Source organism: Hymenobacter sp. (assembly GCF_036387835.1).
Taxonomy (GTDB): domain Bacteria; phylum Bacteroidota; class Bacteroidia; order Cytophagales; family Hymenobacteraceae; genus Hymenobacter.
This window is the reverse complement of sequence record NZ_DASVSY010000006.1, coordinates 12,345-37,325: the sequence shown is the minus strand read 5'-3', so window position 1 is coordinate 37,325 and position 24,981 is coordinate 12,345. Positions and strand designations below refer to the sequence as shown.

General features: G+C 57.7%; 18 protein-coding genes. 16 read left to right on the top strand and 2 right to left on the bottom strand.

The genetic code is table 11. From position 1 onward, the window contains the following. Positions 1 to 277: T9SS type B sorting domain-containing protein (locus tag VF639_RS00735; RefSeq protein WP_331143983.1), on the top strand; the 277-nt coding region annotated here is incomplete at its 5' end. A 331-nt stretch (positions 278 to 608) separates the two neighbouring features. On the opposite strand, the gene VF639_RS00730 is transcribed toward VF639_RS00735, so the two are convergent. Together VF639_RS00730 and VF639_RS00725 are read right to left on the bottom strand one after the other, a co-directional pair. Further along, entirely contained in the window at positions 609 to 1,589 is a 981-nt protein-coding gene (locus VF639_RS00730; RefSeq protein WP_331143982.1) for a tyrosine-type recombinase/integrase, read from the bottom strand. 133 nt (positions 1,590 to 1,722) lie between these two features. Beyond that, entirely contained in the window at positions 1,723 to 2,247 is a 525-nt protein-coding gene (locus tag VF639_RS00725) for a CAP domain-containing protein (RefSeq protein WP_331143981.1), read from the bottom strand. A gap of 939 nt (positions 2,248 to 3,186) precedes the next feature. Here VF639_RS00725 and VF639_RS00720 point away from each other — a divergent pair. From VF639_RS00720 to VF639_RS00650, 15 genes are all read left to right on the top strand, one after another. Further along, positions 3,187 to 3,648, top strand: a complete 462-nt coding sequence (locus VF639_RS00720) for a hypothetical protein (RefSeq protein ID WP_331143980.1) — start codon at positions 3,187 to 3,189, stop codon at positions 3,646 to 3,648. 58 nt (positions 3,649 to 3,706) lie between these two features. Next, complete coding sequence (locus tag VF639_RS00715) at positions 3,707 to 3,949, top strand: hypothetical protein (RefSeq protein WP_331143979.1); 243 nt, start codon at positions 3,707 to 3,709, stop codon at positions 3,947 to 3,949. Between the two features lie 716 nt (positions 3,950 to 4,665). Beyond that, positions 4,666 to 7,830 (top strand): SusC/RagA family TonB-linked outer membrane protein, encoded by a 3,165-nt coding sequence (locus VF639_RS00710; protein ID WP_331143978.1) that lies wholly within the window; start codon positions 4,666 to 4,668, stop codon positions 7,828 to 7,830. 154 nt (positions 7,831 to 7,984) lie between these two features. Next, positions 7,985 to 9,448 (top strand): RagB/SusD family nutrient uptake outer membrane protein, encoded by a 1,464-nt coding sequence (locus VF639_RS00705; protein ID WP_331143977.1) that lies wholly within the window; start codon positions 7,985 to 7,987, stop codon positions 9,446 to 9,448. 88 nt (positions 9,449 to 9,536) lie between these two features. Continuing rightward, on the top strand, positions 9,537 to 12,089 hold the full coding sequence (locus tag VF639_RS00700) for a zinc-dependent metalloprotease (RefSeq protein WP_331143976.1): 2,553 nt from the start codon (positions 9,537 to 9,539) through the stop codon (positions 12,087 to 12,089). Positions 12,090 to 12,358: 269 nt separating this feature from the next. Next, positions 12,359 to 14,023: an amidohydrolase gene (locus tag VF639_RS00695; RefSeq protein WP_414654642.1), complete on the top strand. Its 1,665-nt coding sequence runs from the start codon at positions 12,359 to 12,361 to the stop codon at positions 14,021 to 14,023. 470 nt (positions 14,024 to 14,493) lie between these two features. Beyond that, positions 14,494 to 15,876: a T9SS type A sorting domain-containing protein gene (locus tag VF639_RS00690; protein ID WP_331143975.1), complete on the top strand. Its 1,383-nt coding sequence runs from the start codon at positions 14,494 to 14,496 to the stop codon at positions 15,874 to 15,876. Between the two features lie 222 nt (positions 15,877 to 16,098). Then, positions 16,099 to 16,950: a helix-turn-helix domain-containing protein gene (locus tag VF639_RS00685; protein ID WP_331143974.1), complete on the top strand. Its 852-nt coding sequence runs from the start codon at positions 16,099 to 16,101 to the stop codon at positions 16,948 to 16,950. 441 nt (positions 16,951 to 17,391) lie between these two features. Then, positions 17,392 to 18,396: a VOC family protein gene (locus tag VF639_RS00680; protein ID WP_331143973.1), complete on the top strand. Its 1,005-nt coding sequence runs from the start codon at positions 17,392 to 17,394 to the stop codon at positions 18,394 to 18,396. Positions 18,397 to 18,457: 61 nt separating this feature from the next. After that, complete coding sequence (locus VF639_RS00675) at positions 18,458 to 19,558, top strand: alpha/beta hydrolase family protein (RefSeq protein ID WP_331143972.1); 1,101 nt, start codon at positions 18,458 to 18,460, stop codon at positions 19,556 to 19,558. A gap of 34 nt (positions 19,559 to 19,592) precedes the next feature. Continuing rightward, a complete protein-coding gene (locus VF639_RS00670; RefSeq protein ID WP_331143971.1) occupies positions 19,593 to 20,645 on the top strand; it encodes an SMP-30/gluconolactonase/LRE family protein in 1,053 nt (350 codons plus the stop codon). Positions 20,646 to 20,803: 158 nt separating this feature from the next. After that, complete coding sequence (locus VF639_RS00665; RefSeq protein WP_331143970.1) at positions 20,804 to 21,577, top strand: SDR family NAD(P)-dependent oxidoreductase; 774 nt, start codon at positions 20,804 to 20,806, stop codon at positions 21,575 to 21,577. 45 nt (positions 21,578 to 21,622) lie between these two features. After that, positions 21,623 to 22,735: an FAD-dependent oxidoreductase gene (locus tag VF639_RS00660; protein ID WP_331143969.1), complete on the top strand. Its 1,113-nt coding sequence runs from the start codon at positions 21,623 to 21,625 to the stop codon at positions 22,733 to 22,735. A gap of 130 nt (positions 22,736 to 22,865) precedes the next feature. Further along, positions 22,866 to 23,777, top strand: a complete 912-nt coding sequence (locus VF639_RS00655; protein ID WP_331143968.1) for a fumarylacetoacetate hydrolase family protein — start codon at positions 22,866 to 22,868, stop codon at positions 23,775 to 23,777. Between the two features lie 104 nt (positions 23,778 to 23,881). Beyond that, a complete protein-coding gene (locus tag VF639_RS00650; RefSeq protein ID WP_331143967.1) occupies positions 23,882 to 24,748 on the top strand; it encodes a cyclase family protein in 867 nt (288 codons plus the stop codon). Positions 24,749 to 24,981 lie beyond the last annotated feature (233 nt).

The window sequence follows — 24,981 nt, the reverse complement described above, 5'->3', positions numbered from 1 at the left end:
CACCCCCAACGGCGACGGCAAGAACGACACGTTCCGGCCCAAGGTCTTCACCCCCATCCGCCGCACCCGCTTCACCGTCTTCAACCGCTGGGGCGTCAAGATCTACGAGAGCAGCAGTGACCCGCTCATCAACTGGAACGGAGGAAGTAACCCAAATGATAATAAAGGCGTCCGATCAACTGTGGATGGCGTTTATTACTACCAAGTCGAAGTGGAGTTTAATAATGTTGATAACACCAAGCGCACTTATAAAGGATGGGTAGAAATTACCCGTTAACAGCGTAAAAACTTATTGAAAGCAGGATTAAAAAACCAGTATTGTACATAGAAACGCCTAGCTACTCACAGAAGTAGTTAGGCGTTTCTTTTTTAAGAAGCAGCTTTCGACAAAAATAATATCGTATTTGAAGTACCTTTTTATGAACTATTTTCACTCTGGTTGCAAAACTGGAAATGAATTATTTACATACTCTCATACGACACTTTGTATCATTATAATTATTAATTTTTTTTCTGACAATAGCACACAGTAAAAAAATTATTGACACTACCACGGATAGCAAGTGCATATCAAATATTAGATGGCAGTTTAAACTATTTCCTATAAGCTACAATCCTAAATACTGAGCTGCATTGAATCGTTTTACATCATCTAATCTGGCATACCTTTCAATCATGGCGTCAGTTTTTTGTTTTGTTTGGTTTTTAATTGCTTTGTTTGATTGCCCTGCCTCAACTGCTATTGTTACAAAAGAGGCCCGTAAGGAATGGGCCGTGTACATTAACCCAAGGTGCCGCTGCACTAAGTCGTTTACACTTTGATCGGTTAACCTACTAACGCCCGGCTGAGCTGGTTTGTCTTTGGCGCCGCGGCTCATACGGGTAAATAAGGGGCCGGCATTTCTGCCCAAGCTCGCTATCCATTCCTGCACGGCGCGCACCGGGCAAAAATCCGCGCTGGGTGCATAGAAAACCGCTTTGTCTTCGTCTTGCCCGTATTGATTGGTTTTGCTGTGCCGCACATGAATTACCAAGGCTTCGCGGGTAAGCTCAACATCCTCCACGTTCAAGGCCACCAGTTCGGAACGACGGAAAGCGCCAGCAAAACCTAGCAGCAAAACCGCCCGGTCCCGCAGACCCGTTGGCTTGCTTACATCCATCGCACGAATAGCCTGTTTTAACTCCAGCACCGAGAAGGCGGGCGCTTGGCGTTGGCGCTTGCCAATGATGCGGGCAATTCCATTCAGTACGACCAGTAAAGCCTCGTGGCCAGTTGGCGAGGATTGGCCAGCTAATTGGTGCAGCTTGGCAATGGCCGCTACGTGACGCTTGATGGTAGCTAGCTTCAACCCCCGGTCTGCCATTTGAGACACGTAGCCGGCTACGGTCGTGACGTCGGCTGGCAAATGCGTTACTTGATGATGCTCGCAGTAATCTTGAAAGCTGCGCAAATCGGCGGCGTAACCGCGCTTGGTGTTTTTAGCTCCGTGCAAACCCGCTTCCACATACCGGCCAACCGAGGAAGGTAACTCGATGAGCGAGTGGCTGCGAGTTGGTACAACCACGGGTAAGCGCGCAGACTTTTCCATGCACCTATATAATTAAGGAGTAGCTACCAATTTTATACTGTTTTTCAAAGCTAATAACTTAGTACCGATAATCATTAATTATCGGTACTAAGTTTTACACGTGGCTAGCTTGTTGTCAGAACGCCATTAGGTATCAGATGCAAAAGACCATCGAATTTTGTAGCTCGTCTCCGTCGTAGATGGTAGCTATGCCTACTTTGGTTGGATGAGGATCCAGAAGCGCGGCATTGTGCTTGGGCGAATGTTTGTAGGCCTGCATAATCTGCGCTTCGATGCTAGTCAGGTTTCTGGCTTTCATACCCCGAAAACGGACGCAGTTTTCGTAACCGTAGCTTATGTAACCATTGGTTCTCTGGAATTCGTGGCCGACGGCGGCCAGGCGTTGGAGCGGGGTAGCGTATTGGGGATTGTAGTGCCCGTGGGTACGATGCGTGAGATTGTAAACGGCCTGCAGCCGCGCCGCTCGACAGGCGGTTTCACTGAGTACGAGTGGCGGCAGGCCCGCCCGCTGCCGGTACATGTTGAGTTGTTGCAGCAGAGATGGTGTGGTACTTAAATCTGTCCAGGTGGCAGCAGGAACTATGGCTGCCGGAGTTTCTGGGGCGGTGGCGTTACCAGTGGTGATGAGCAGAAGCAGCAGAAGGGCAAAGAAATTCATGAGGCACTAAGTGGGAGGAGAGGTGGGGGCTACGCGGCCATCAGCAAGCCGCGTAGAAGGGTTCTTGAGGGTTATTACAAATCACACACCAGGATACTTTAAAGCATGAAAAGTGCTATCGACCTGCTTATCGAAGAAGGGCGAAATCGGGCGCTTGCCTGAGGTGTAGGCTACCTGGCAAAAGGCAACGCGGTGCCTATCAGCAGCAGCAATGGCAACCGTTGGGGTTAAGCACCAGAAAGTGAGAACGGAACAGGAAAGGGTCGTTCAGCTTAACTACCGACGTTGTCGGAAACCTTCGCAGTAGCAGGCGAGCAGCTGGACCCGCCCCTGCGAACAAACAAAGAGCCGCATAGAAGCAAGCATGAGCAATAAGTAAAGAGTGAAATTCCGCTGGCTAAACTACGCCCTGGCGGATATGGCCTGAAAACGCGCAGGTGCTGTTTTTAGTACACTCATTTGCCGCAATTGCGCCTCTTTTAGCTCAAGCTTGATCTTTCCTGACAAGTGAAATCAGGCAAGCCCTGAACCCGTAAGCCAAGCGGGAAAGGTACCGCGCTGGGTTGCCTGCTGCCTGCCTATTATAGAAAAGCGCTTCAGGAATTCTGCTTTCGTCAGACAGGCAGCCTCCGCGTTCTTAGTGGCAGCACCAACCGAGACGAGGAATAGAAATTCCAGCTAAGGCAATAGAAGAAAGCACCCGCGAGTTCATGTCAAGCTCTTACCAGCAACAGGTACCTTGTAAGTCTTGAATAGTAAGGACGATACCATATTGATAGCGTAAATTTCCGTTCCTTGTCTCATGCTCCCCTTGTACTTGGCAAAATAAAAATCAGGGCTGAGCGGCAGCTATAAGCTGCTTTCAGGAGCATAATTCCTGTTACGACATCTATTCGCCGCTGACTGCGTATTTCAGTTTTCGCCTCCTGGCCTGTTCTCGTGATTCTCCGTAACATCCCCGATTTGTGCCTGCAACACGACCACTCTCTGGCCGTGCTCCGCGTGGAATGGATAGGTGGCCACGACATGAGCAGCCTGCGCAACACTGCTCAGTATTTGATGGCTTCGCTTCGTTCTTTAGAAGTACGTCACTTATTGATCGATATGGACAGCGTGCCCGACTTATCGGTGGAAGACCAGGTATGGCTTGGCGACTACTGGATGCCGGAGTTGGTGGCATTGGGGCTGGAACGGTTTGCACTAGTCATCGGCAGCAACCAAATTCACAATCAACTAGCCGTTGATGCCCTGCATAATCTGGTGCAGCCCGCCATCCGCTTCGATATGCAGTACTTCACTGATTCCGTATCTGCTCTCGACTGGCTCACGCATAGCTCGGAGCGGCTGCCCGCTCTGGAAGCTGAATGGGAAACCCGGCTCGGCTCGGTTCCCGCACTCTAAAGAGGCTCGATCGAAAGCAGGCTCTTGCCGTCCAACGGTTTCAGAGAGCCACCTGTCGGTGAGGACCACCGAAAACCTACGGCGCCACGACGGGCACCAAGCCGGATTGCTAACCCAACTGCTAGTATCTAAAGTCGCACCTCCCAATGGCTACGTCCACGCTTTGACGCACGATGATGGCCGCCTATGGGTGAGCGGCACCGATGGCTTCTACCGCAAAACAGCGGGCCGTTGCCTTCCACGTCACAAACCCGGGTACTCATTGTGTACCCTGTTTCAGGATGCGCAGCGGCTGTGGTGAGTGTTCAACACCGAGGTGGCATGGCCGTGCTTCTGCGGCAGTTCCTGGTAGCTGGCCCGGCCGCTTAGCCTGTATGGTAGTTAACTTCCTTGTTCCCTGACAGCGGCAGTGATACGTGGGCCTACGAACGCTGCAAAGCGGTTTGCCTGACTATGCGCCCCACTGCGCAACAGCCATTGCCCCGCTTCCACCGATTGAGTGCATTCGATTGCAATAAGAGAGGAACAATATTGATGATATTGCATAGGTTAAATAATTATTATGGAAAATTTGCAATAATACCTTGAATCCTTTACCATTGTTGTAGATCAGGCATTGCCGAGGAGCTTGCCTGATCGTAGGTTACTGTCTAGAATCCGCGCGTTAAGCAGCTACCGGTCGCTACCGGAGCTGTTGGTGAGGTACTCCCACTGCCTCTGACACTTACACGCCCCGCCGGGCGGATGCCCGGCCAGTTCTGCCCCTTTCCTGTACAGAGGCACGCCCACTGCCTCGTTTGATGCCGCGCACCAAGTGTGGTAGGCTGGGGTACGCCCCAGATGTGCTGTTTGCTGCTGGCCTTTGCGGCCCATCCGCGCCGTCCCGCTAGGGTCGAATCACTTGAACTATCCTGCCCCGACGGCTCCTGCTGTCGAGCGAAGATCTGTGCGCTGGCGCGGGCCTCATGGCCCCCTGGAGTAGCTTGACCGTGATGACCTCACCAATATACCCCGAGCATGAAAAAACTTTTACTAACCTTTCCGGTGCTGCTTTCCGCTGCCGAGCTTAGCGCGCAAAACCAAAAGATTACGGGCAAGGTAACCGAAGCCAACGGCTCGCCCCTACCCGGCGTTACGGTGCTGGTGAAGGGCACTACGCGCGGCGGCGCCACGGCCATAGATGGCACGTTTACCCTGGACGGAGAAGCCAACAGCGTGCTGATATTCTCCTTCCTGGGCTACAAGTCGCAGGAAGTGAACGTGGCGGGGCGCCCGGCCGTGAACGTGGCCATGTCGTCGGATGCCAAGGCCTTGAACGAGGTAGTGGTGGTGGGCTACGGCACCCAAACCAAGGCCGAATTCACGGGTTCGGCGGCGCGCGTCGGGGGCGACGCCATCAAGGACATTCCGGTGCAAAGCTTCGACCAGGGACTGGCTGGCAAGGCCACCGGCGTCAGCATCGGGCAGCCCAACGGGGTGCTCAACAATGCGCCCATTATCCGGATTCGGGGTGTTAACTCGATTTCGCTTAGCTCTTACCCGCTGATTGTGGTGGACGGCATCCCGATTAATACCGGCAATGCCTCGGGCAGCACCACGGTAGCCAACAACCCGCTCGGCGACATCAACCCGGCCGACATTGAGCGGATTGACGTGCTCAAGGACGCAGCTTCCACGGCTATTTATGGCTCTAGGGCGGCGGCCGGCGTGATTCAGATTACTACCAAGAGCGGCAAGGCGGGCAAGCCCCGCGTGTCGTACGAAGGCTGGGCCGGCGTAACGGAAGCAGTGCGTCTGCCCAAAATGCTGAACGCCGAGCAGTTCATGCTGATCAAGAACGAAGCCGTTCTGAACTCCAAGATCTTGTCGGGCAACGAAAACAACGCCAGTGTGCCTTCGGCTTCCTTTTTCCCCACCTACAACGCCGACGGCTCTCTGGTGGACACCGACTGGTACAAGGAAGTGTACCAAACTGGATTTTCGCAAAACCACAGCCTGAACGTGTCGGGGGGCTCGGAAACCACCAAGTACTACTTCTCGACCAACTACAGCGACCAGCAGGGCATTCTGAAAACCAACGAGTTTACCCGCAAGGGGGTGCGCTTCAACCTCAACCACAAGCTGACGCCCTGGATGAATTTGTCGGGCAGCGCCAACTACAACAACAGCCTAAATGCCTCACCGAACACGGGCTCTTTGGAAGGCAACGCGTTTGGGCTGGTCGGCTCGGCGCGCCTGGCGTGGCTGTCGGCGCCCAACGTGTACGCGGTGAACCCCGATGGCACTTATAACTTAAGCAATGCCAACACCCTGGGCATGGGCAACAACACGGTATCGAGCAACTTCTACAACCCGGTGCCGATGCTGGACCTCAACAAGTACACCTCGGAAAACGACCGGATCATCAGCAACTTTGCCGCCGATGTAACGCCGCTCAAAGGCCTCGTCTACCGCCTGAGCTACGGCATCGACCGGCTTAAAATCGAGAACGTTACGTTTGAAAGCGGGGTGCACGGCCCGGGCTTTAGCACCGGCATTCCGGGCGGGCGGGCCAACAATTCCAGTTTGCTCATCAACAACTGGAACCTGACCCACACGCTCAACTACCAGCTGCCCCTGAAGGGCCCGCACAGCGTATCGGTGCTGGCGGGCTACGACGTGCAGAAGTTCGAGAATTCGTCGTGGGGCGCTACCCGCTCGAATTCGTCGGACGCTTTTTTCAACGACTACCAGGGCAGCTACGGCACCATTGTGCCGGCCAACAACTTGCTGACTAACCGCGCCTTTGCCTCGATTTTCTCGCGCCTTACTTATGATTTCGACAAGCGGTATTTCCTGACGGTGAACTTCCGGCGCGACGGCAACTCGGCCCTGGGCGCGGGCAAGAAATACGGCAACTTCGGGGGCGTGTCGGGGGGCTGGTCGTTGGCCGACGAGCAATTCTACAAAAACTCGTCGGTGGCCGATGTGCTGACCGGGGTGAAGCTGCGAGCCAGCTGGGGCCGGGTGGGCAACGGCAACCTGCCCAACACCTACGGCTCGTTGTCGTTGTACAACTCGGCGCTGTACGGCTCGGTGCCCACCTGGGCCTTCAGCCAGGGCGGCAACTCCGACCTGGGCTGGGAAACCAGCAAACAAACCAACGTAGGCGCGGATCTGGGCTTGTTCAACGACCGAGTCCGGTTCGATTTGACCTACTACCGCAACAACGTGGACGGGCTGATTCTGAACGTGCCGCAGCCGCCCTCGAAAGGCATTCCCAACAATTCCATTCTGATGAACGTGGGCTCGATGTACAACCGCGGCTTCGAGATGGGCATCAACGCCAGCATACTGAATGCCGGCAAGTTCACTTGGAGCACCAACCTCAACTACACCACCAATAAAAACCGCGTCACGGCCTTGTTCGGCGACGGAGCCGAGATAGTGGGCACCACCAGCGCCACGGCCGAAACCACCAACATCACGCGGGTGGGCTATTCGGTAGGCAGCTTGTTTGGCGCCAAAACCGACGGGGTGAACCCCGCCAACGGCCAGCGCATTTTCATCAACAAAGACGGCGAACAAGTGCAGTACAGCCACGCCGTGGCCTCGGGCCAGAGCCGCTGGACGTACCTGGATGGTCGCCCCGCGTCCGCCATCAGCGTGAGCGACTACCAGCTGCTAGGCAACGCCCTGCCCACCTGGTACGGCGGCTTCAACAACACCTTCAAGTACGGCGGCTTCGACCTAGCAGTCAACTTCACGTACTCGGGCGGCAACTACGTAATGAACGGCACCAAAGGCACCTGGCGCGACCAGCGCTTCTGGAACAATACCACCGAAGTGCTCGAGCGCTGGACCAGCGAAGGGCAGGTAACCGATATTCCGCGGGTGGTGTACGGCGACTTGCTGTCCAACGGCTCGTCGTTCCCGATTTCCGAAAACGTGGAAAAAGCCGACTTCCTGCGGCTGCAATCGGCCGGGCTGGGGTACACCATTCCAGCCACCTTGTTTGGTAAGTCCGGCATAAGTTCGGTGCGGGTGTACACGCAGGTCTACAACGCCTTCCTGATCACCAAATACACCGGCACCGACCCGGAAATCTCCTCGAACGGCAACACCAACACCACCCCCGGCGTCGACAAAAACTCGATTCCGCAGGGCCGCACGTTCACCGTCGGCCTGAATGTCGGCTTCTGATCAGTTGCCAGTTGTGAGTTGCCGGTTGCTAGTTCGTTCATTTTAACAACCGGCAACTCACAACCGTCAACTGGCAACTCACAACTGGCAACCGGCAACTCATAGCTCACAACCGGCAACTCATAACTCATAACTCGCAACTGAAATAATAACGATGAAGACATTCTACCGCCGTACTGCTTGGAAAGCGGGATTGGGCCGTTTTGCGGCCTTGCTTTTCCTTTCGTGCAGCTTGTGGGCCACGGCCTGCGACGAGGATAGCCTGCTGAACCCGGCCCCGGATACTTCCCTGCCCGATACGGCGCTCTTTGACACGCCGGCCCGCGTGCTGGGCCAGGTAAACGGCATGTACGCCGCCCTGAAATCGGGCAGCTTTTACGGAGGGCGCTACCTGATGCTGAGCGACATTCGGGGCGAGGAGTTTATCAACCGGCTGCAAAACGTATTTACGGGCTATGATGCCTGGAACCACACCATCAACTCGGGTTCCAACGACGCCCTCACCACTTGGAGTACGGCGTATGCGGCCATCAATTCGGCCAACCTGCTGCTCGACGGCATGGCCGCGCATCCGGGCGTGGTGGAGGACGCCGTGGCGGCCAACTACGCCGGCGAAGCTAAGTTTGTGCGGGCGCTCAGCTACTTCAGCTTGATTAGCTTTTATGGGCAGCCGTACGCCAAAGATGGCGGGGCCTCGCCGGGGGTGCCGCTGCGCCTGAAAGGCCAAACCACGTCGGCCAACAACGACCTGGCCCGCAGCACCGTCGCTGAGGTGTACGCGCAGATTCTGAAAGACCTTGACGAGGCCGAAACAGCCCTGCCACTCACCTATTCCACGCCGCTACTCAACACCACCCGCGCGCACCGCAACACGGCTATTGCCCTCAAAACGCGGGTTTATCTGAGCATGGGCCAGTACGCCAACGTGGTGCGGGAAACGCAAAAAATCGTGTCGGCCAGCCCGCCCTTCAAGGCCGGCAGCGGGGTTGCGCACCAGTTGCAGGCCAGCATCAGCACCGTGTTCAGCGCCGACTACACCACCACGGAAAGCATCTTCTCTATGCCCATGACCGAACTCGATAACGTGAGCGGCCAAAGCTCGCTTGGCTACGAGTATACCATCAATCAGGAATACAACCTGAACCCGGCCGGCATCCTGGGCAACCCCACCTGGCGCGCCGAAGACCAGCGCAAAACCATGCTCCGCACCGCGGGCTCCACGGTGTACTTAACCAAATACAGAAAAGCGAATCCGTACCTGGACTTCGTGCCCGTGCTGCGCTACTCGGAAGTGCTCTTGAACTATGCCGAAGCCCTGGCCAAAACCAGTTCGCCGGACCTGGCCCTGGCCACCCGCGTTCTGACGGCCGTACGCCAGCGCGCCGACCCGAACTACGCTTTCCCGGCCGCCGCCACGGCCACGCCCACCGCTCTGGTAAACACCATTTTGGTGGAACGGCGCATCGAGCTGCTAGGCGAAGGATTCCGCTCCAACGACTTGCTGCGCAACCTGCTGCCCATTCCGGCCAAAGGCACGGCGCCCGCCATTTCGCCCGCGCAGCCCGAGTACATCTTCCCCATTCCCAACGCTGAAATTTCGTCCAACAAGCTCCTCTAGCCGGTAGCGCGCAGCCTCTGGTGCTTTCAACCAGAAAATTGCCATAAAACTTCCCCTCTCCTACCTCCACTCTCCTCAACCACCCCGAATGAAGCGACACAAGTATCTGCCGTTTGCCCTGCTGCTCACCTTTCCGCTGCTGACCACTGCCCAAAACGCGCCGGCCGATCCGGCCGCAGCGGCCAGTAAAGCGGCACCCAAACCCGCCGCCTCCCTGGCCGATTTCACCAAGGGCATGAAGAAGTACGAAGGCTATTTTCCTTTCTACTACGAAGAGAAAACCGGCAAAATCTATCTGGAAATCAACAAGTTCGATCAGGAGTTTTTATACTTCAGCGCTTTGACCGAGGGCGTGGGCGCGGGCGGACCCGAGAAAGGGCAGGCTTCTTCGGCCATTGTGAAGTTTATGAAAATGGGCCCCAAGGTGCTGCTAATGGCTCCCAACTACAACTACCGCGCCGTCACGACCAACCTCGACGAGCAGAAATCGGTGGCCGGGGCGTTTGCCAAATCCGTCGTTTGGGGCTTTATGCCGGCGGCCACCGAAGGCAGTAAGGTGCTGGTTGATTTCACGCCCTTCATTGTGCGCGACAGCCAAAAGATTGGGGACCGGCTGGGCGCCCGCTCGTTTGCTGGCTTGCGGGGCGGCGCGGCGCCGGCGCCGGGTCCGGCGGCGCCGCCCTACCGCTTCGATGAGTCGCGCTCGGCGGTTTATCTGGCGAGTACCAAAAACTTCCCTAAAAACACGGAATTTGAAGCCCTGGTTACGTTTACGGGCGGCTCGACGGCCGGCGGGCGGGGCTTTGGCGGCGGACCGGAAATTGCGCCCGACCCCAACGCCGTGACCGTAAACATGCACCAGTCGTTGGTGGAATTGCCCGACAACCAGTACAAGCCGCGCAAATTCGACCCCCGCTCGGGCCTGAACATGTTCAGCTACCTCGACTTTTCGGCTCCCATGACCGAGCCCGTGCTGGTGCGGTACTCGCGCCGGCACCGCCTGGAAAAGAAGAACCCCGGCGCCGCTTCCAGCGAAGCCGTGAAGCCCATTGTGTACTACGTGGACCGGGGTGCCCCGGAGAAGATCAAGAAGGCCCTGATTGAAGGCGGCGCCTGGTGGAACCAGGCCTTCGAGGCGGCCGGCTACAAAAACGCGTTTCAAGTGAAAGAGCTGCCCGCCGACGCCGATGCCATGGACATTCGCTACAACGTGGTGAACTGGGTGGACCGCGCTGGCAACCCCCGGGCGTTTTCCTACGGCTCGTCGTACATCGACCCGCGCACCGGCGAAATTATCAAGGGCGTGGTAACGCTCGGCTCCGACCGGCACCGGCAAGACTATCTGATTGCCGAGGGTTTGTTGCAGCCCTACGGCGCCGGCAAAGCCAATACCAGCAAAATGGAGCAGTTGGCCATGGCCCGCATCCGGCAGCTGTCGGCCCACGAAATCGGGCACACGCTGGGCTTCTTCCACAATTTTGCCGCTAGCCCCAATGGCCGGAGCTCGGTCATGGATTACCCGTTCCCGCGCTTTTCACTGAAATCCGACGGGACAATAGACGTATCCGACGCCTACGCTACCGGCATCGGCAGCTGGGATAAACGGTCGGTTATCTGGGGCTATCAGGATTTTCCGAAGGGCACCGATGAAGACGCCGGGCTCGAGAAAATCATGCAGGAAACCCTCAAGCAGGGCCATCTGTTCATCCCGGACATCGGCGGCTACACCCACCCGACCTCGCACCAGTGGGACGACGGCGAAAATGCCGTAACGCAGCTCACCAAGCTGATGACCGTGCGCCGGCACGTGCTCGACAACTTCTCGGAGAAAGCCATTCCCGACCAAGCCCCTATGGCGACGCTGGAAGAAGTGCTGGTGCCCATTTATCTGCTGCACCGCTACCAGATCGAAGCCACGGCCAAATCGTTGGGCGGGCTGTACTTTTCGCCGGCCGTTAAAGGCGACGGGCAAGTAGCTACAAAAATGGTGGCCCCGGCCGAGCAGTGGAAGGCCTTCGACGCGCTGATGACCACCATCACGCCCGATGCGCTGGCGCTGCCCGAAAAGCTGATCCAGCAGATTCCGCCCCGCCCCTCGGGCTACAACAACATGTCGGAGCTGTTCAGCCGCCACACCGGCCCCACCTTCGACCCTATTGCCGCCGCGGAGGCCGCCGCCAGCGAAACCATTTCGTCGCTGCTGAATGCGGAGCGGGCCGCTCGCCTGATCGAGTACCAGGCCCGGGACAGCCAGCAGCCCGGTTTCATGCCCGTGGTCGATAAGCTGCTCAGCGCCACCTGGAAAGCTCCGTTGCCGGCCGGCTACAAGGGTGAGCTGCAAACCATGGTCAACAACGTCACCCTCAAAACCCTGCTGGAACTGGCCGCCGACAACCGGGCCTCGGAAAGTGCGCGGGGGCAGGCGCTGCTAAAGGTGCAGGAGCTTCAGTTATGGATGAGCGGCAAGTTGCCCACCGCCGACAGCCGCCAAAAAGCCAACCTGGCCTTTGGCTTGTCGCAGATTTCGAAATTCAACGAAGACCCCAATAAATTCCAGCCCATTCCCGGCCTGGAAATGCCCCCCGGCGCCCCCATCGGCATGCCCGACCTGAATTTCCTGGACGATGATGTAGTGTATTGAGCAAGCACATGTGTCATGCTGAACTTGCCGAAGTAACGGTCATGCTGAGCGTAGGCGTAGCCGGAGTCGAAGCATCTCGCTAGTGTGGTAAACCCTTTTGTCGTTGCAACGATTTACGCGAGATGCTTCGACTCCGGCTGCGCCTACGCTCAGCATGACAATACTTTGGCAACGGCAGCACGCGAGATGCTTCCTTCGTCAGCATGACGTTCTTCTTGCTCTTCTTTCCTCACCTGAATTGAAGCATACAGCCTTTAACCCCGAGCGCTATGAAAAACAATTCTACTCTCTTACGCCGCCTGCTGAGTGCCGCGGGCCTGCTGGGGGCGCTGGCGCTGCCGCAGCAACTAGCCGCCCAAACGACCATGCCGCCGGCGAAGCTCGAAGCCCTCAAGAAAGAGCTGGCCACTGAGATTGACAAGCAGCAGAAAGCCACGCAGCAGATGGTGGATATGGTGTTTAGCTTTGGGGAGCTCGGGTTTCAGGAAGTGGAAACCTCCCGCTACCTGACGGGTATTCTCAAGAAAAACGGCTTCACCATCGAGCAGGGCATTGCGGGCATCCCCACGGCCTGGGTGGCTAAATGGGGCTCGGGCAAGCCCGTTATTGCCATCGGCAGTGACATCGACTGTATCCCGAAAGCCTCGCAGAAACCCGGCGTGGCCTACCACGACCCCATTATCACGGGGGCGCCGGGCCACGGAGAAGGCCACAACTCCGGCCAGCCCCTGAACGTGACGGCCGTGCTGGCGCTCAAAAAAATTATGGAGCGCGAGAAGATTCCGGGAACGCTCATGCTTTGGCCCGGTGTGGCCGAAGAACAGCTCGGCGCCAAGGCCTACTTCGTGCGCGACGGGTATTTTAAAAATGTGGACGCCTGCATTTTCACCCACGTCGGCGACAACCTGGGTGTGTCGTACGGCGATGCGGGCGGCAATGGCCTGATTTCGGTTAAGTTCAACTTCGAGGGGCAGGCGGCGCACTCGGCGGGTGCCCCCTGGCGCGGCCGCAGCGCCCTCGACGCCGTGGAGCTGATGGATATCGGCTGGAATTTCCACCGCGAGCATATGGAAGTCACCCAACGCTCGCACTACGTGATTCCCGACGGCGGCGACCAGCCCAACGTGGTACCGTCTAAGGCGTCGGTGTGGTACTATTTCCGCGACCGTACATACGCGAAAATCATCCAGATGTATGACGACGCGAAGAAGATGGCCCAGGGCGCCACGCTCATGACCAACACCACCGTCACCAGCGAAGTCTTGGGCAGCGCCTGGCCTGGCCACATGAACAAGCCGGTGGCCGAAGCCATGTACCAGAACATCCGGGCGGTAGGGCTGCCCACCTGGAGTGCCGACGACCAGGTGCTGGCGCGGGCCATTCAAGTGGAAATGAAAGCCCCCAAAACCGACCGCCGCAACAAGCCCATCGATGGCCTGGCCATGAAGCTGGATACGCTCACCAAGCCCGAAGAATTTTCCATCGGGGGCGGCTCCGACGATATTGCCGATATTTCCTGGAACGTGCCGACCGTAGTGTTGCGCTATCCGGCCAATATTCCCGGCCTGCCCGGTCACCACTGGTCGAATGCCGTTTCCATGGCCACGCCCATTGCTCACAAAGGCGTAACGGCCGGCGCCAAAGCCGAGGCGATGACGTTGCTGGACATGCTGGTGAAGCCCGAAATTCTGAAGGATGCCTGGACTTACTTCAACGAAGTACAAACCAAGAACACCAAGTACACCCCGCTGATTTCGGCCACCGACAAGCCCGCCATTACTTTGAACACCAACATTATGGCCGAATTCCGGCCCGCCATGAAGAAGTACTACTACAATCCGGCGAAGTATAAAACCTACCTTGAACAGCTTGGCATCAAGTACCCCATGGTGAAACCGGAAAGTGCACCCAAAGCCGTGAGTAGTGGCCAGTAAGCAGCCACCTGGCTGATGACCAGCCAGCTAGTACAAACGCCCCCGATACCTGTGCTGCCAGGTGCCGGGGGCGTTTGCACTAGCTGGCTTATCGTATCAACTTCTGTCGCGCAGCTGTTCTATTGGTTGGAAACGAATAGCGCAAGTATCGGAGCAACCGATATACACAATAAGTTCAGTTGTAATGTTTTGTGTTAAACAAACATAAAAGTGCACATGAAGCAATAAAAGCGCACTTATTTAGCATATCTTAAGCTCTATTTATTTTTCAGTTATAACTTTTGTCTAGTTTTACCCCTTGTCATTGCTGAGCTTGATTCGGTGGGGGTATTGGGGCGTTTTCATCTGCTGGGCTTACATCAGAACCGTTCGTTTTAGCGTCCACTTTGTCTCGGCTATTGATTCTCGCTTACTCCACGACCTGCGCCACCGGAGCAGCAAGGGAAATTATCAACCCATTTATTGTACTTATGATTTCTTCTTTTACCCACGCACAACTACTTCCTACCTGGTTTCGACGCGTTAGCTTGTTAGGAGCGGCCTTCAGCTTGGCCAGCACCATGGCGCTTCAGGCGCAAACGGTAAGACCCTTCACGGTCGGCAATTACGTGGTAGTTCGCATCGGCGATGGTTCTGCCGCTTTAAGCAGCGCCGCCACCGCCACCTATTTGGCCGAGTATTCGCCTACCGGCACGCTCGTGCAGCAAGTATCACTGCCCACGACGGATGCGCTGCCTAACCTGGCATTAACCGCAAGCGGCAGCGCCACCTCGGATGCCAACCTCACCCGCTCGGCCGATGGCCGTTACCTGGTTTTAACGGGTTACAATGCCCCCGTAGGTACAGCTAGCGTTACCGGCACAACTGCCGCCACAACCAACCGCGTCATTGGGCGTATCGCCGCCGATGGTACCATCAACACAACGACGCGCATCAGCGACGCTTTTGATGCCAACAATATCAGAGCGGCGGTCTCAGCTAACGGCAGCACGTTTTATGCCGTGGGCGCAAATGGGGGCGTCCGCTTCCTGCCCTTGGGCAACACTGGCCCAACAACCGCGCTAAGCACAGGCACCCCTACCAACCTACGGACCATCAATATAGTCGGGGGTAATCTTTACGTGGGTGCCTCGTCATCGAACAGCTACGGGGTGCTGCAAGTAGGCTCCGGGCTCCCTGTAGCGGCAGGCCAGGCGTTTACCTTGCTGCCCGGTTTTCCCGTAGCCTCCGGGCCTAGCTCGTTTAGCTTTTTCTTTACCGACCAAAGTCCTACGGTGCCCGGCCTAGACGTGGTGTACGTAGCCGACGACCGGACGCCAACCGGTGGCGGCATTCAAAAATGGAGCCTGGTAGGTGGCACCTGGACGCTGAATGGCACCATTGCCAGCGCGACAGCAGCCTTGCGGGGCCTTACCGGCAAAACCACCGGCACTGTTGTAACACTGGTGGCCACCGGAGCCAGTGGGCTTTACAGCGTCGACGACGCCGCCGGTTACAACGTGGCTCCTAGTACCGCAACTTTGCCTGCTGCTCTCGTAACGGCTCCCACCAATACCACGTTCCGCGGGGTGGCCCTGGCACCCACTGCCACGGCGCTTGCCGCTCGGAGCGCCCCTGGCACTAGTGAAGCCGCGCTGACGACCTTCCCTAACCCCGTGCAACAGCAGCTAACCGTTCGCTTGGCAGCGGGCTCGGCCGGGCACCTTGCAGAAGTGCGCGACTTGCTTGGCCGTCTGCAGTGCAAGCGGGTGCTGCCCGTTTCCGGCCAGCTTGATTTAACCGCTCTACCCTCGGGCACTTATTTGCTTACCATTGATGGCAAGATGACGCAGCGCATCAGCAAGGCTGAATAAGGTCTGGCTTTACATAGTTGCCCTTAGAAGGAGCTCGAGAAAACTGAGTTGACGGTTCTGAAACCATCAACTCAGTTTTCTCGAGCTCCTTTTTAAGGATACCGCTACATTTTTTCGTTTCAACACAACCTCACCGCTCACTGCCGCTATATAAAACTTCACAGGTTCGGGAGCAGGGAGAGAAGCGCGAAAAGCGTATATTTCCTTTCCCTGCCCCGCCCTATGCCCACCAAGCAACTTATTCCCACGCACGACCTGGATCAGGGCTTTTTCCTGATCAACCGCATCGAGTCGGCCAACGCTAACCGCTTCATGGGCCACCACCGGCACGTCTTCTACGAGATGCTGTGGTTTACCTCTGATGGCGACGACCACCTGATTGATTTCGAGCCGTACCCGGTGCGCAAGAACCTGGTGTATTTCCTGTCGCCGGGACAGGTGCACGCGGTGCTAGGCCAGCGCCCGACGGGGTTTGCGGTGGTGTGCACAACTGATTTTTTCAACAACATTCCCGAGGAATACCTCAAGCAGTTGTTCACCCACTTCATCAACGAAGGCATTATGCTCCGAGAGGCTGACCTGCCGCAGTTGCACACGCTAGTGAACTTGCTGGAAGTGGAGCACGCCGGGCAGCAGAATCCGTTGATTATCCAGTCGTACCTGAAGGCGCTGCTGTTCCATATCTACCGGGCCAGCCAGGGGGCACCCGCCGTGGCCAGCTTCCGCGACCCGCGCCTGAATACGCTGCTCCACCTTATTCAGACGCACTACAAAACCGAGCGCAAAGCCGAGTTCTACGCCGAACACTTGGGCCTAACCACGCAGCGCGTGAATGAGCTGCTGAAGGAAAAACGCGGCTTCACAGTCACGCAGGCCATCCACGACCAGCTGGTACTGGAAGCCAAGCGCCGTATCAGCGACGGGGAGCAAACCTTCAAGGAAATAGCTTTCGAGCTAGGCTTTAATGAGCAAGGCTACTTCAGCCGCTTCTTCAAAAAGCAAACAGGTTCGACGCCCAAAGAATTTCGGGAGAAGCTGGCTCCAATGATCAGCACTTCACCGGGGAGCATGTAATGTGCTTCCGTGTACCCTACTCCGGCCCCCGCTGCTTAATGGGCAGAATTTTCTGGGGGTAGGGTACATGGAAGCCACTGTAGCGGCAGGTGCACTAATAAGCACCTGCTGAGGTGATCCTATACTCACTATCAAATTGTGTCATTCAACGCAAGGGGTTGAAGCTTACTGCTTATTCATTTAAAAACCGATTCAGGCCTCAATAGGAAAGTGGAAGGATGGATTTTCTGCATTGAGGCCCCAATTTCCATTAGCAAACGCTTAACAGACCAGCGTTAGTAGCTCATTGTATTGCCTAGAGTTTTCATTGAATAGCGGAATTGCATGATTGTTCTTTCAAATTGTACAAGTGAAGCAGTAAAAAGTGTTCGTTGCTGAGCAGGTTTATGCGGTTCCTTTGCTAGAGTAAGTAATAACTCACTTTCTAGCATCAGCTACTCCATGGCTCGCAACCCCCACTTCATTTCGCAGCTCGCTCATATCGAGCTATACAGCCCCAAAGTAGAAGAAACGGTTAAGTTCCTGACTGAAATTGCCGGCCTCGACGAAACCGGCCGCGACGAAACGTCGGTGTATTTGCGAGCCTGGGGCGACTACTTCCATCACACGCTCAAAATCACGCACCGCGAGTTGCCCGGCATGGCTCACCTGGCCTGGCGCGCCGACTCGCCCGAAGCCCTGGAAGATGCGGTGCAGCACCTGGAAAGCACCGGGGCCGGCATCGGCTGGGTGGATGGCGACCTGGGCCACGGCCGCGCCTACCGTTTCCACTCGCCCGACGGGCACGTGCACGAAATCTTCTGGGATGTAGTGTGGCTGCGTGAAACGGGGGCCCGCGGCAGCGTATTCGCCGACCGGTACGCCAGCAACCGCCGCCGCGGCATGTCGCCTCGCCGCTTCGACCACGTGACCTTGTTCACCACCAACTACGTGGCCGACCGGGATTTCTACAAGGCCCTAGGCATGAAGAACCCCGATGAAATTCGCATCAACGACGAGATGCCGGCCGTGGGCGGGCTCTTCACCATCGGCAACCTCTCGCACGATATTGCCGTGTTTTCCGACCCCAAAGGCATTCCCGGTCAGGGCTCGTTCAACCATGTGGCCTGGAACTTCGACAGCCGCGAGGAAGTGCTGCTGGCCTGCGACTGGGTCATTGAGAACGGCTACAAGCTGGAAATGGGAGCCCCAACCCGCCACAAAGCCGACGAAGGCTTTTTCATCTACGTCATCGAGCCGGGCGGCAACCGGTTCGAGTTCTACGCGGCCGCCCGCCTCATCTTCGCCCCCGACCACGGCCCCGATATCCACTACCTGCGCGACAACCCCAACGATGCCTGGGGCATGACCAGCCCCTGGGCCAAGGATGGCAACCTCAAGGAAGGCCAGGATAGCCACTATCAGACCAAGCAAGAGCTGGTAGCCAAGGAGTTACAGGTCGAGTAATTCGGCGAAGCTGTTGTAGACCGTCATGCTTGATCTTCCCTAACCCTCCCCTACCCCACCTATGTGGCATTTTTTTCCAGAGAATTACATGTTCTCGTACCAGGTACAGCGCGCGCTAACCCAAAGCCTCTACGGCGGCGGCGAAACCAACGAGGTGCTGAACACGGCCAGTAAAATCGAGGTGGGCAACCTGGAAAGCTTCCATAAGGAATGGCTCGGCCAGGGCCGCCGCTCGTTGGCGGAAGCCAATCAGGCCCTCGATGAAAACCGCACGCTCTCGGCGCGGGCCGCGTTTTTGCGGGCGGCCAACTACCTGCGCACCGCCGAGTTTTTCCTGCTGCCTACCGATGCCCGCAAGTTCCCGACCTACCAGAGCAGCGTTGCCGCTTTCCAGAAAGGGGCCGCTCTGCTGTCCACGCCGCCTCGGCGGGTGGAGGTGCCGTTTGAGGGGGCGGTGCTGCCGGGCTACTACATGCCGGCGCCCGGCGCGGTTGGCGGCCCGTTGATGATCTTGTTTGGCGGCCTCGATTCCACGGCCGAAGAATTCTACTTTGGGCCAGCGCAGAAACTCAACGAGCGGGGCATTTCGCTGCTCACGTTGGATGGCCCCGGCCAGGGCGGCGCGCTGCGCCTCCACCACCTGCACCACCGCTACGACTACGAGGTGGCGGGCACGGCGGCTCTGGATTGGGTTTTAACTAACCTCGATGTTGACCCGGCGCGCGTTGGCATCATGGCCGTGAGCATGGGGGGGTATATGTCGGCGCGGATTGCTGCTTTCGAGCCGCGCTTCAAGGTGTGCGCCATTTGGGGCGCTGTGTACGACTACCATGAAATATGGGCTAATCGGCCCGATAACCACCCGCTGGCCACAATTCTCCAACACATTGTGGGCGTGGACAACATGCAGGAGGCGCGCGAGAAACTCTCGCACTACAACCTGCGCGGAGTAGCTGAAAAGATTTCGATGCCCACCTACATCGTGCACGGCGAGGACGACCGCCAAAACCCGGTCAGCCACGCCTACCGCACCTTCAACGACCTGACTTGCCCGCGCATCCTCGACGTGGTGCCCGCCAGCTCGCCCGGCTCAGCGCACTGCCAGATTGATGGCTTCACCCGCACCTTTCCCATGTTCGACTGGATTCAGAAGAACTTGTAAGTATAGCTCCCAAATCCACCTACTCACAACCACCATGCTTGCCTCTCCCTCCCTTGTTAAGCAGAACCCGCTGAAGAACTGGCAGGTAAACCGGGCCGATATCCAGCATATTGGGCGGGACTTGCAGCGGCCGGAGTGCGTGCTGGCCGAGCGAGACGGCACTATCTGGACCGCCGACGCCCGCGGGGGCGTGATGCGTATCAACCCCGACGGCACGCAGCAACTGGTGACGCCGTTCGTGGAGAATCTGGCAGCCGACGCCACCGATGCTTCTTTCGAGACGCGCTACGTGCAGTCGGTGGGGTCTTTGCCGAACGGGTTGTGCTTTGATGCGCAAGGCAACTTCATTGTTGCCAATTGGGGCACCGACGCCATTGAAACCATGACCCGCCAGGGCCACCTGCGGACGCTCTGCACCGACATCGACGGGCAGCCGCTCGGCAAGGCTAACTTTCCGCTGCGCGATTCTAAGGGTCGCATCTACTTCACCGTCACCACCCGCGAGCAGCCCTGGACTGGCCAGCTCAACACCAAAACCGCCGACGGCTACATCGGCCTCATCGATGAGCACGGCGTCCGCATGGTGGCAGAAGGTTTTTGCGGCACCAATGAAATCCGGTTTGACCCACGGGAGGAGTGGCTGTACGTGGTGGAAAGCACCGGCTGGCGCATTTCCCGCCTGCGCGTGTTGCCCAACGGCTCCCTCACCGACCGGGAAGTCTACGGCCCCGACTCCCTAGGTGGCTTCCCCGATGGCTTTGCCTTCGACGCCTTCGGCAACCTCTGGATTACACTCATCTTCACCGACGAGCTGATTGCCCTCACCCCCGATGGTGAAATTCTGACGCTCCTCGACGACAGCAACCCCGACACCAAAAAGCGCCTCTTCGACCACTTCCACGCCGGCACTCTCACCCCGGAAATCATGGGTGCCACCCACGGCACGCTTGCCCCCTGGATGGCCAGCCTCACCTTCGGCGGCCCCGATTTGCGCACCGTCTACCTCGGCAGCCTGCGCGGCACGTCGGTTCCCTGGTTCCGCAGCCCGGTACCCGGCCAGCCAATGATACACTGGAATGAAAGATGATAAAAAACGTCATGCTGAGCTTGCCGAAGCATCTCTACCGCTTCGTTGCAATGCTCTTGATTACCACTGCGGTAGAGATGCTTCGGCAAGCTCAGCATGACGAGCCGAAAATCAAAAACCAAGACCCCAAGACCCTAACACACCAAAACTTCAAACTCATGCCCTCCACTCTCTTCGACTTAAGCGGCAAAGTAGCTCTCGTGACGGGGGCGAGCAGCGGCATGGGGCGAGCTATTGCCGGGGCCATGGGCGCGCACGGGGCAACGGTGGTGGTGAGTAGCCATGATGCCGAAGGTTGCGCGGCAACGGTGCGTGAAATGCAGGCGGAAGGTAGCATGGCCCTGGCAGTGGTCTGTGATATGACGCAGCCGGAGCAGATTCGGGCGTTGGTGGAAACGACGCTAGCCCAGCTTGGGCGCGTTGATGTGCTGGTGTCGTGCGTGGGTATGGCACCGACTGGCTCCGTTTTGGCTGTTTCGGCCGCTGATTTCGACGCGGCAATGGCGGTGAACGTGCAAAGCGCGGTGCTGCTGACCAAGCTGATTGTTCCGCAGATGGCCGAGCGGAAAGATGGCATTCTGATCTATCTGGCCAGCATTGCGGGGGTGCGCGGCAACCGCAACATCGGCCTATACGGCCTCTCCAAAGCCTCCCTGATTCAGCTGGCCCGCAACTTGGCGGTGGAATTCGGACCCGATAACATCCGCGCCAACACCATCTCGCCGGGCGTGATTGAAACTGCCTTTGCCCGGCCCATGCTCGATAGCCCCGAGGTGATGACCAAGCGCCTCGCCCTGACGCCCCTGCGGCGGGTGGGCCAACCCAACGAAGTAGCGGGCGTGGCCGTCATGCTGGCTAGCCGGGCCGGCGCCTTCATCACCGGCCAAAACCTGATCATAGACGGCGGCACCGTCATCAGCGACGGCAACTAACCGATTTTTCAGCTCCCCAACCCCTGACTCTAATTCCCCCTCTCAATGTTGACCGAAAATAAAGTACTCGTGGTTGGTGGCGGCATTGCCGGCCTTTCGCTGGCTATCAGCCTGCGCAAGAAAGAGGTGCAAGTGGACATTGTGGAGTTGAAAAAGGAGTGGACGGTATACGGCGTCGGCATCATTATTCAGTCGAATGTGGTGCGGGCTTTCCACGAATTGGGGGTGCTGGACAAGTTCATGGACCGGGCGTATCCGTTTGAAGAGGTGACGATAGACTCGCCGCGGGGGCACATGGTAATGCCTGGCCACCGGCTGGCGGGCCCCGAGTATCCGGCCAATTGCGGCGTGTCGCGCCCGGCCCTGCACAAGGTGCTGACGGAAACGGCGCTGGAAACCGGCGTGAACGTGCGCCTCGGCGTGACGCTGGAAAGCTACACCGAAACCGACCACAACGTGTCCGTCACCTTTACCGACAACACGACCGGCACCTACGACCTGATTGTGGGCGCCGACGGTACCTACTCGAAGGTGCGGGAAATGATTTTTCCGGAGGTGAAGCCCCGCTTCACGGGGCAGGCCGTGTGGCGCTACAATTTCAAGCGGGAGGTCGACCACCTGGCCAACTATATCGGGGCGAATGGATTGGCGGCCGGGCTGGTGCCACTGGCCGAGGACCTGATGTACATGTACGTGACGTCCAACGAGCCTACCAAGCCGCGCATTGCCGAGCAAGACCTGGCCGCCGAGATGCGCGCCCGGCTTAGCAACTTCAGTACGGGCATTATTGCCGACCTGCGCGAGCAAATCACCGACAACAAAGGCGTGGTCTACCGGCCCATGGAGGTGGTGTTCGTGCCCGAAAAGTGGTACAAAGGCCGGGTGGTGCTCATCGGTGATGCCTCGCACTCTACCTCGCCCCACATCGGGCAGGGCGCCGGCATTGCGGTGGAAGACGCACTGGTGCTGGCCGAGGAAATAACCAAGGATATTCCGCTGGCAACCAGCCTCGACAACTTCATGACCCGCCGCTACGCCCGCTGCAAAATGGTGTGCGACGCCGCCCAACAAATCGGGGAATGGGAACTGGCCGGCACCATGGGCGACCGAAACCACCTCACTAAGTCGTCACTGGAAGCCCTGGCGCAACCGCTTTAGTTGAGCTGCAAGCTTCAAGCTTGATTTTCAGACATGCAAAGGCTTGAGGCTTGCAGCTTAAAGCTTGCCACTCGCAACTCCCACTAAAAAAGCTTGAAGCTCACAGCTTGAGGCTTGTAGCTCAGAAACCATGAAGTTCGTCACCTTTCAAAATGCGCAGCGGAAGAGTCGGGCGGGTTTGCTGCTCGACCAGGGCATCGTGGATTTGCACCTGGCCAGTGAGGGCGCGCTGCCCACTGACATGCTGAGCTTCATTGCCGGGCACGACGAATTTATGCCGCTGCTGCGCGACCTGAACCTAACGGAAGCCACGCCGACCCACGCCCTGACTGACGTGCAGCTACTGGCCCCGCTGCCGAACCCGACCAGCTTCCGCGACTACGTGGCCTTCGAGCAGCACCTGATCAACGCCACCAAGCGGGCCGGCCACACGCTAGCCGAGGAGTGGTATCAGATGCCGATTTTCTATTTCTCCAACCACGAGGCCATAGTAGGGCCGGATGCTGAAGTGATTCGGCCGCACAACTGCCTACGCCTCGACTACGAGCTGGAACTGGCCTGCATCCTCGGCAAGCCGGCCCGCAATGTGAAGGCCGAAGACGCCGACGACTACATTTTCGGGTACGCCGTGCTCAACGATTGGAGCGCCCGCGACTTGCAGATGGCTGAAATGAAAGTGCACCTCGGCCCCGCCAAGGGCAAGGACTTCGCCACGTCGCTCGGGCCCTGCATCGTGACCAAAGACGAAATGGCGCACTACGCCACCAACAACCACCGCTTCGACTTACGCATGACGGCCACCGTGAACGGCCAGCTCCTCTCCGATGGCAACTACCAAACAGTGCACTACACCTTCGGTGAGATGCTGGAACGTGCCTCCCGTGATGCCACGCTGCAACCCGGTGCCGTTCTCGGCTCCGGCACCGTGGGGTGGGGCTGCCTACTAGAGCTAGGCCCCGAAACCCACCGCTGGCTAGAGCCCGGCGACGTGGTAGAGCTGGAAATCACCGGAATCGGAAAACTGAAAAACACCATCGTTTGAGTGGTAGTGAATAGAATAGAAACGGTCATGCTGAGCGCCGCGGAGCGTAGTCGAAGCATCTCTACCGCTTCGTTGCAATGCCATTGATTAGTAATGCGGTAGAGATGCTTCGACTGCGGCTGCGCCTACGCGGACGCCAGATGAGCAGGACGGCCTTTTTCAACAATCACCACTCAACAATCAACCATTCAACAATCAGCAACCAACCCATGCGCATCATCGACCTGAGTTGCCCGATTGACACCGACGTGCAGGACCCGTTGCCGCTGTCCGTGGTGTTTTCCTCGCACGAGGAAGGCGCTGCAGTAATAGGGCCACAGCTGTTCGGGGTGCCAAGCTCGGCTTTTCCGGATGGCCTGGCGCTGGCTGGTGAAACGCTCACGCTCAACAGCCACGCCGGCACTCACATTGATGCGCCCTGGCACTACGGTCCGACCTCGGAAGGCAAGCCGGCCCGCACCATTGATCAGTTGCCGCTGGAGTGGTTTTACGGCGACGCCGTGGTACTCGACTTCACCGATAAGCCCGCGGGCTACGAGTTTTCTGCTGCCGATGTGCAGCAGAAATTAACTGCAATCAACTACAAACTCAAGCCCTTCGACATCGTGCTGGTGCGCTGCGACGCCGATAAGAAAATGTACGAGCCAGAGTTTGCCAAGATCCACGTGGGTGCCTCGGTGGAAGCCACCCGCTGGCTGATCGACCAAGGCATCAAGGTGATGGGCACCGACGGGTGGGGATGGGACACGCCCCTGCACGTGCAATCAGCCGACTACCACCGCAACCCGCGCCCGGGCGTGGTGTGGGCCGCGCACTTCGTGGGCCGGGAGCGGGAATACTGCCAAATCGAAAAGCTCGCCAACCTCGACCAGCTTCCGCCTTTTGGCTTTAAAATCAGCGTTTTTCCTATCAAGATAAAAGGCGGCAGCGGCGGCTGGACCCGCGCAGTTGCTTTTGTCAATGAGGAATGAAGAACGGTCATGCAGAGCGCAGCGGAGCGGAGTCGAAGTATCTCGCTAGTGTGGTAAATACCTCTGCCGGTGCAACGATTCGAGCGAGATGCTTCAATTCTTCAGCATGACAGATGATGTTTGGCAACCTCAGCACGCGAGATGCTTCGACTACGGCTCCGCACCCTGGCTTGAGGCGCCACATGCTCAGCATGGCGGTTCTTCCCAATTCCCCATTCCTCACCAATTCACTA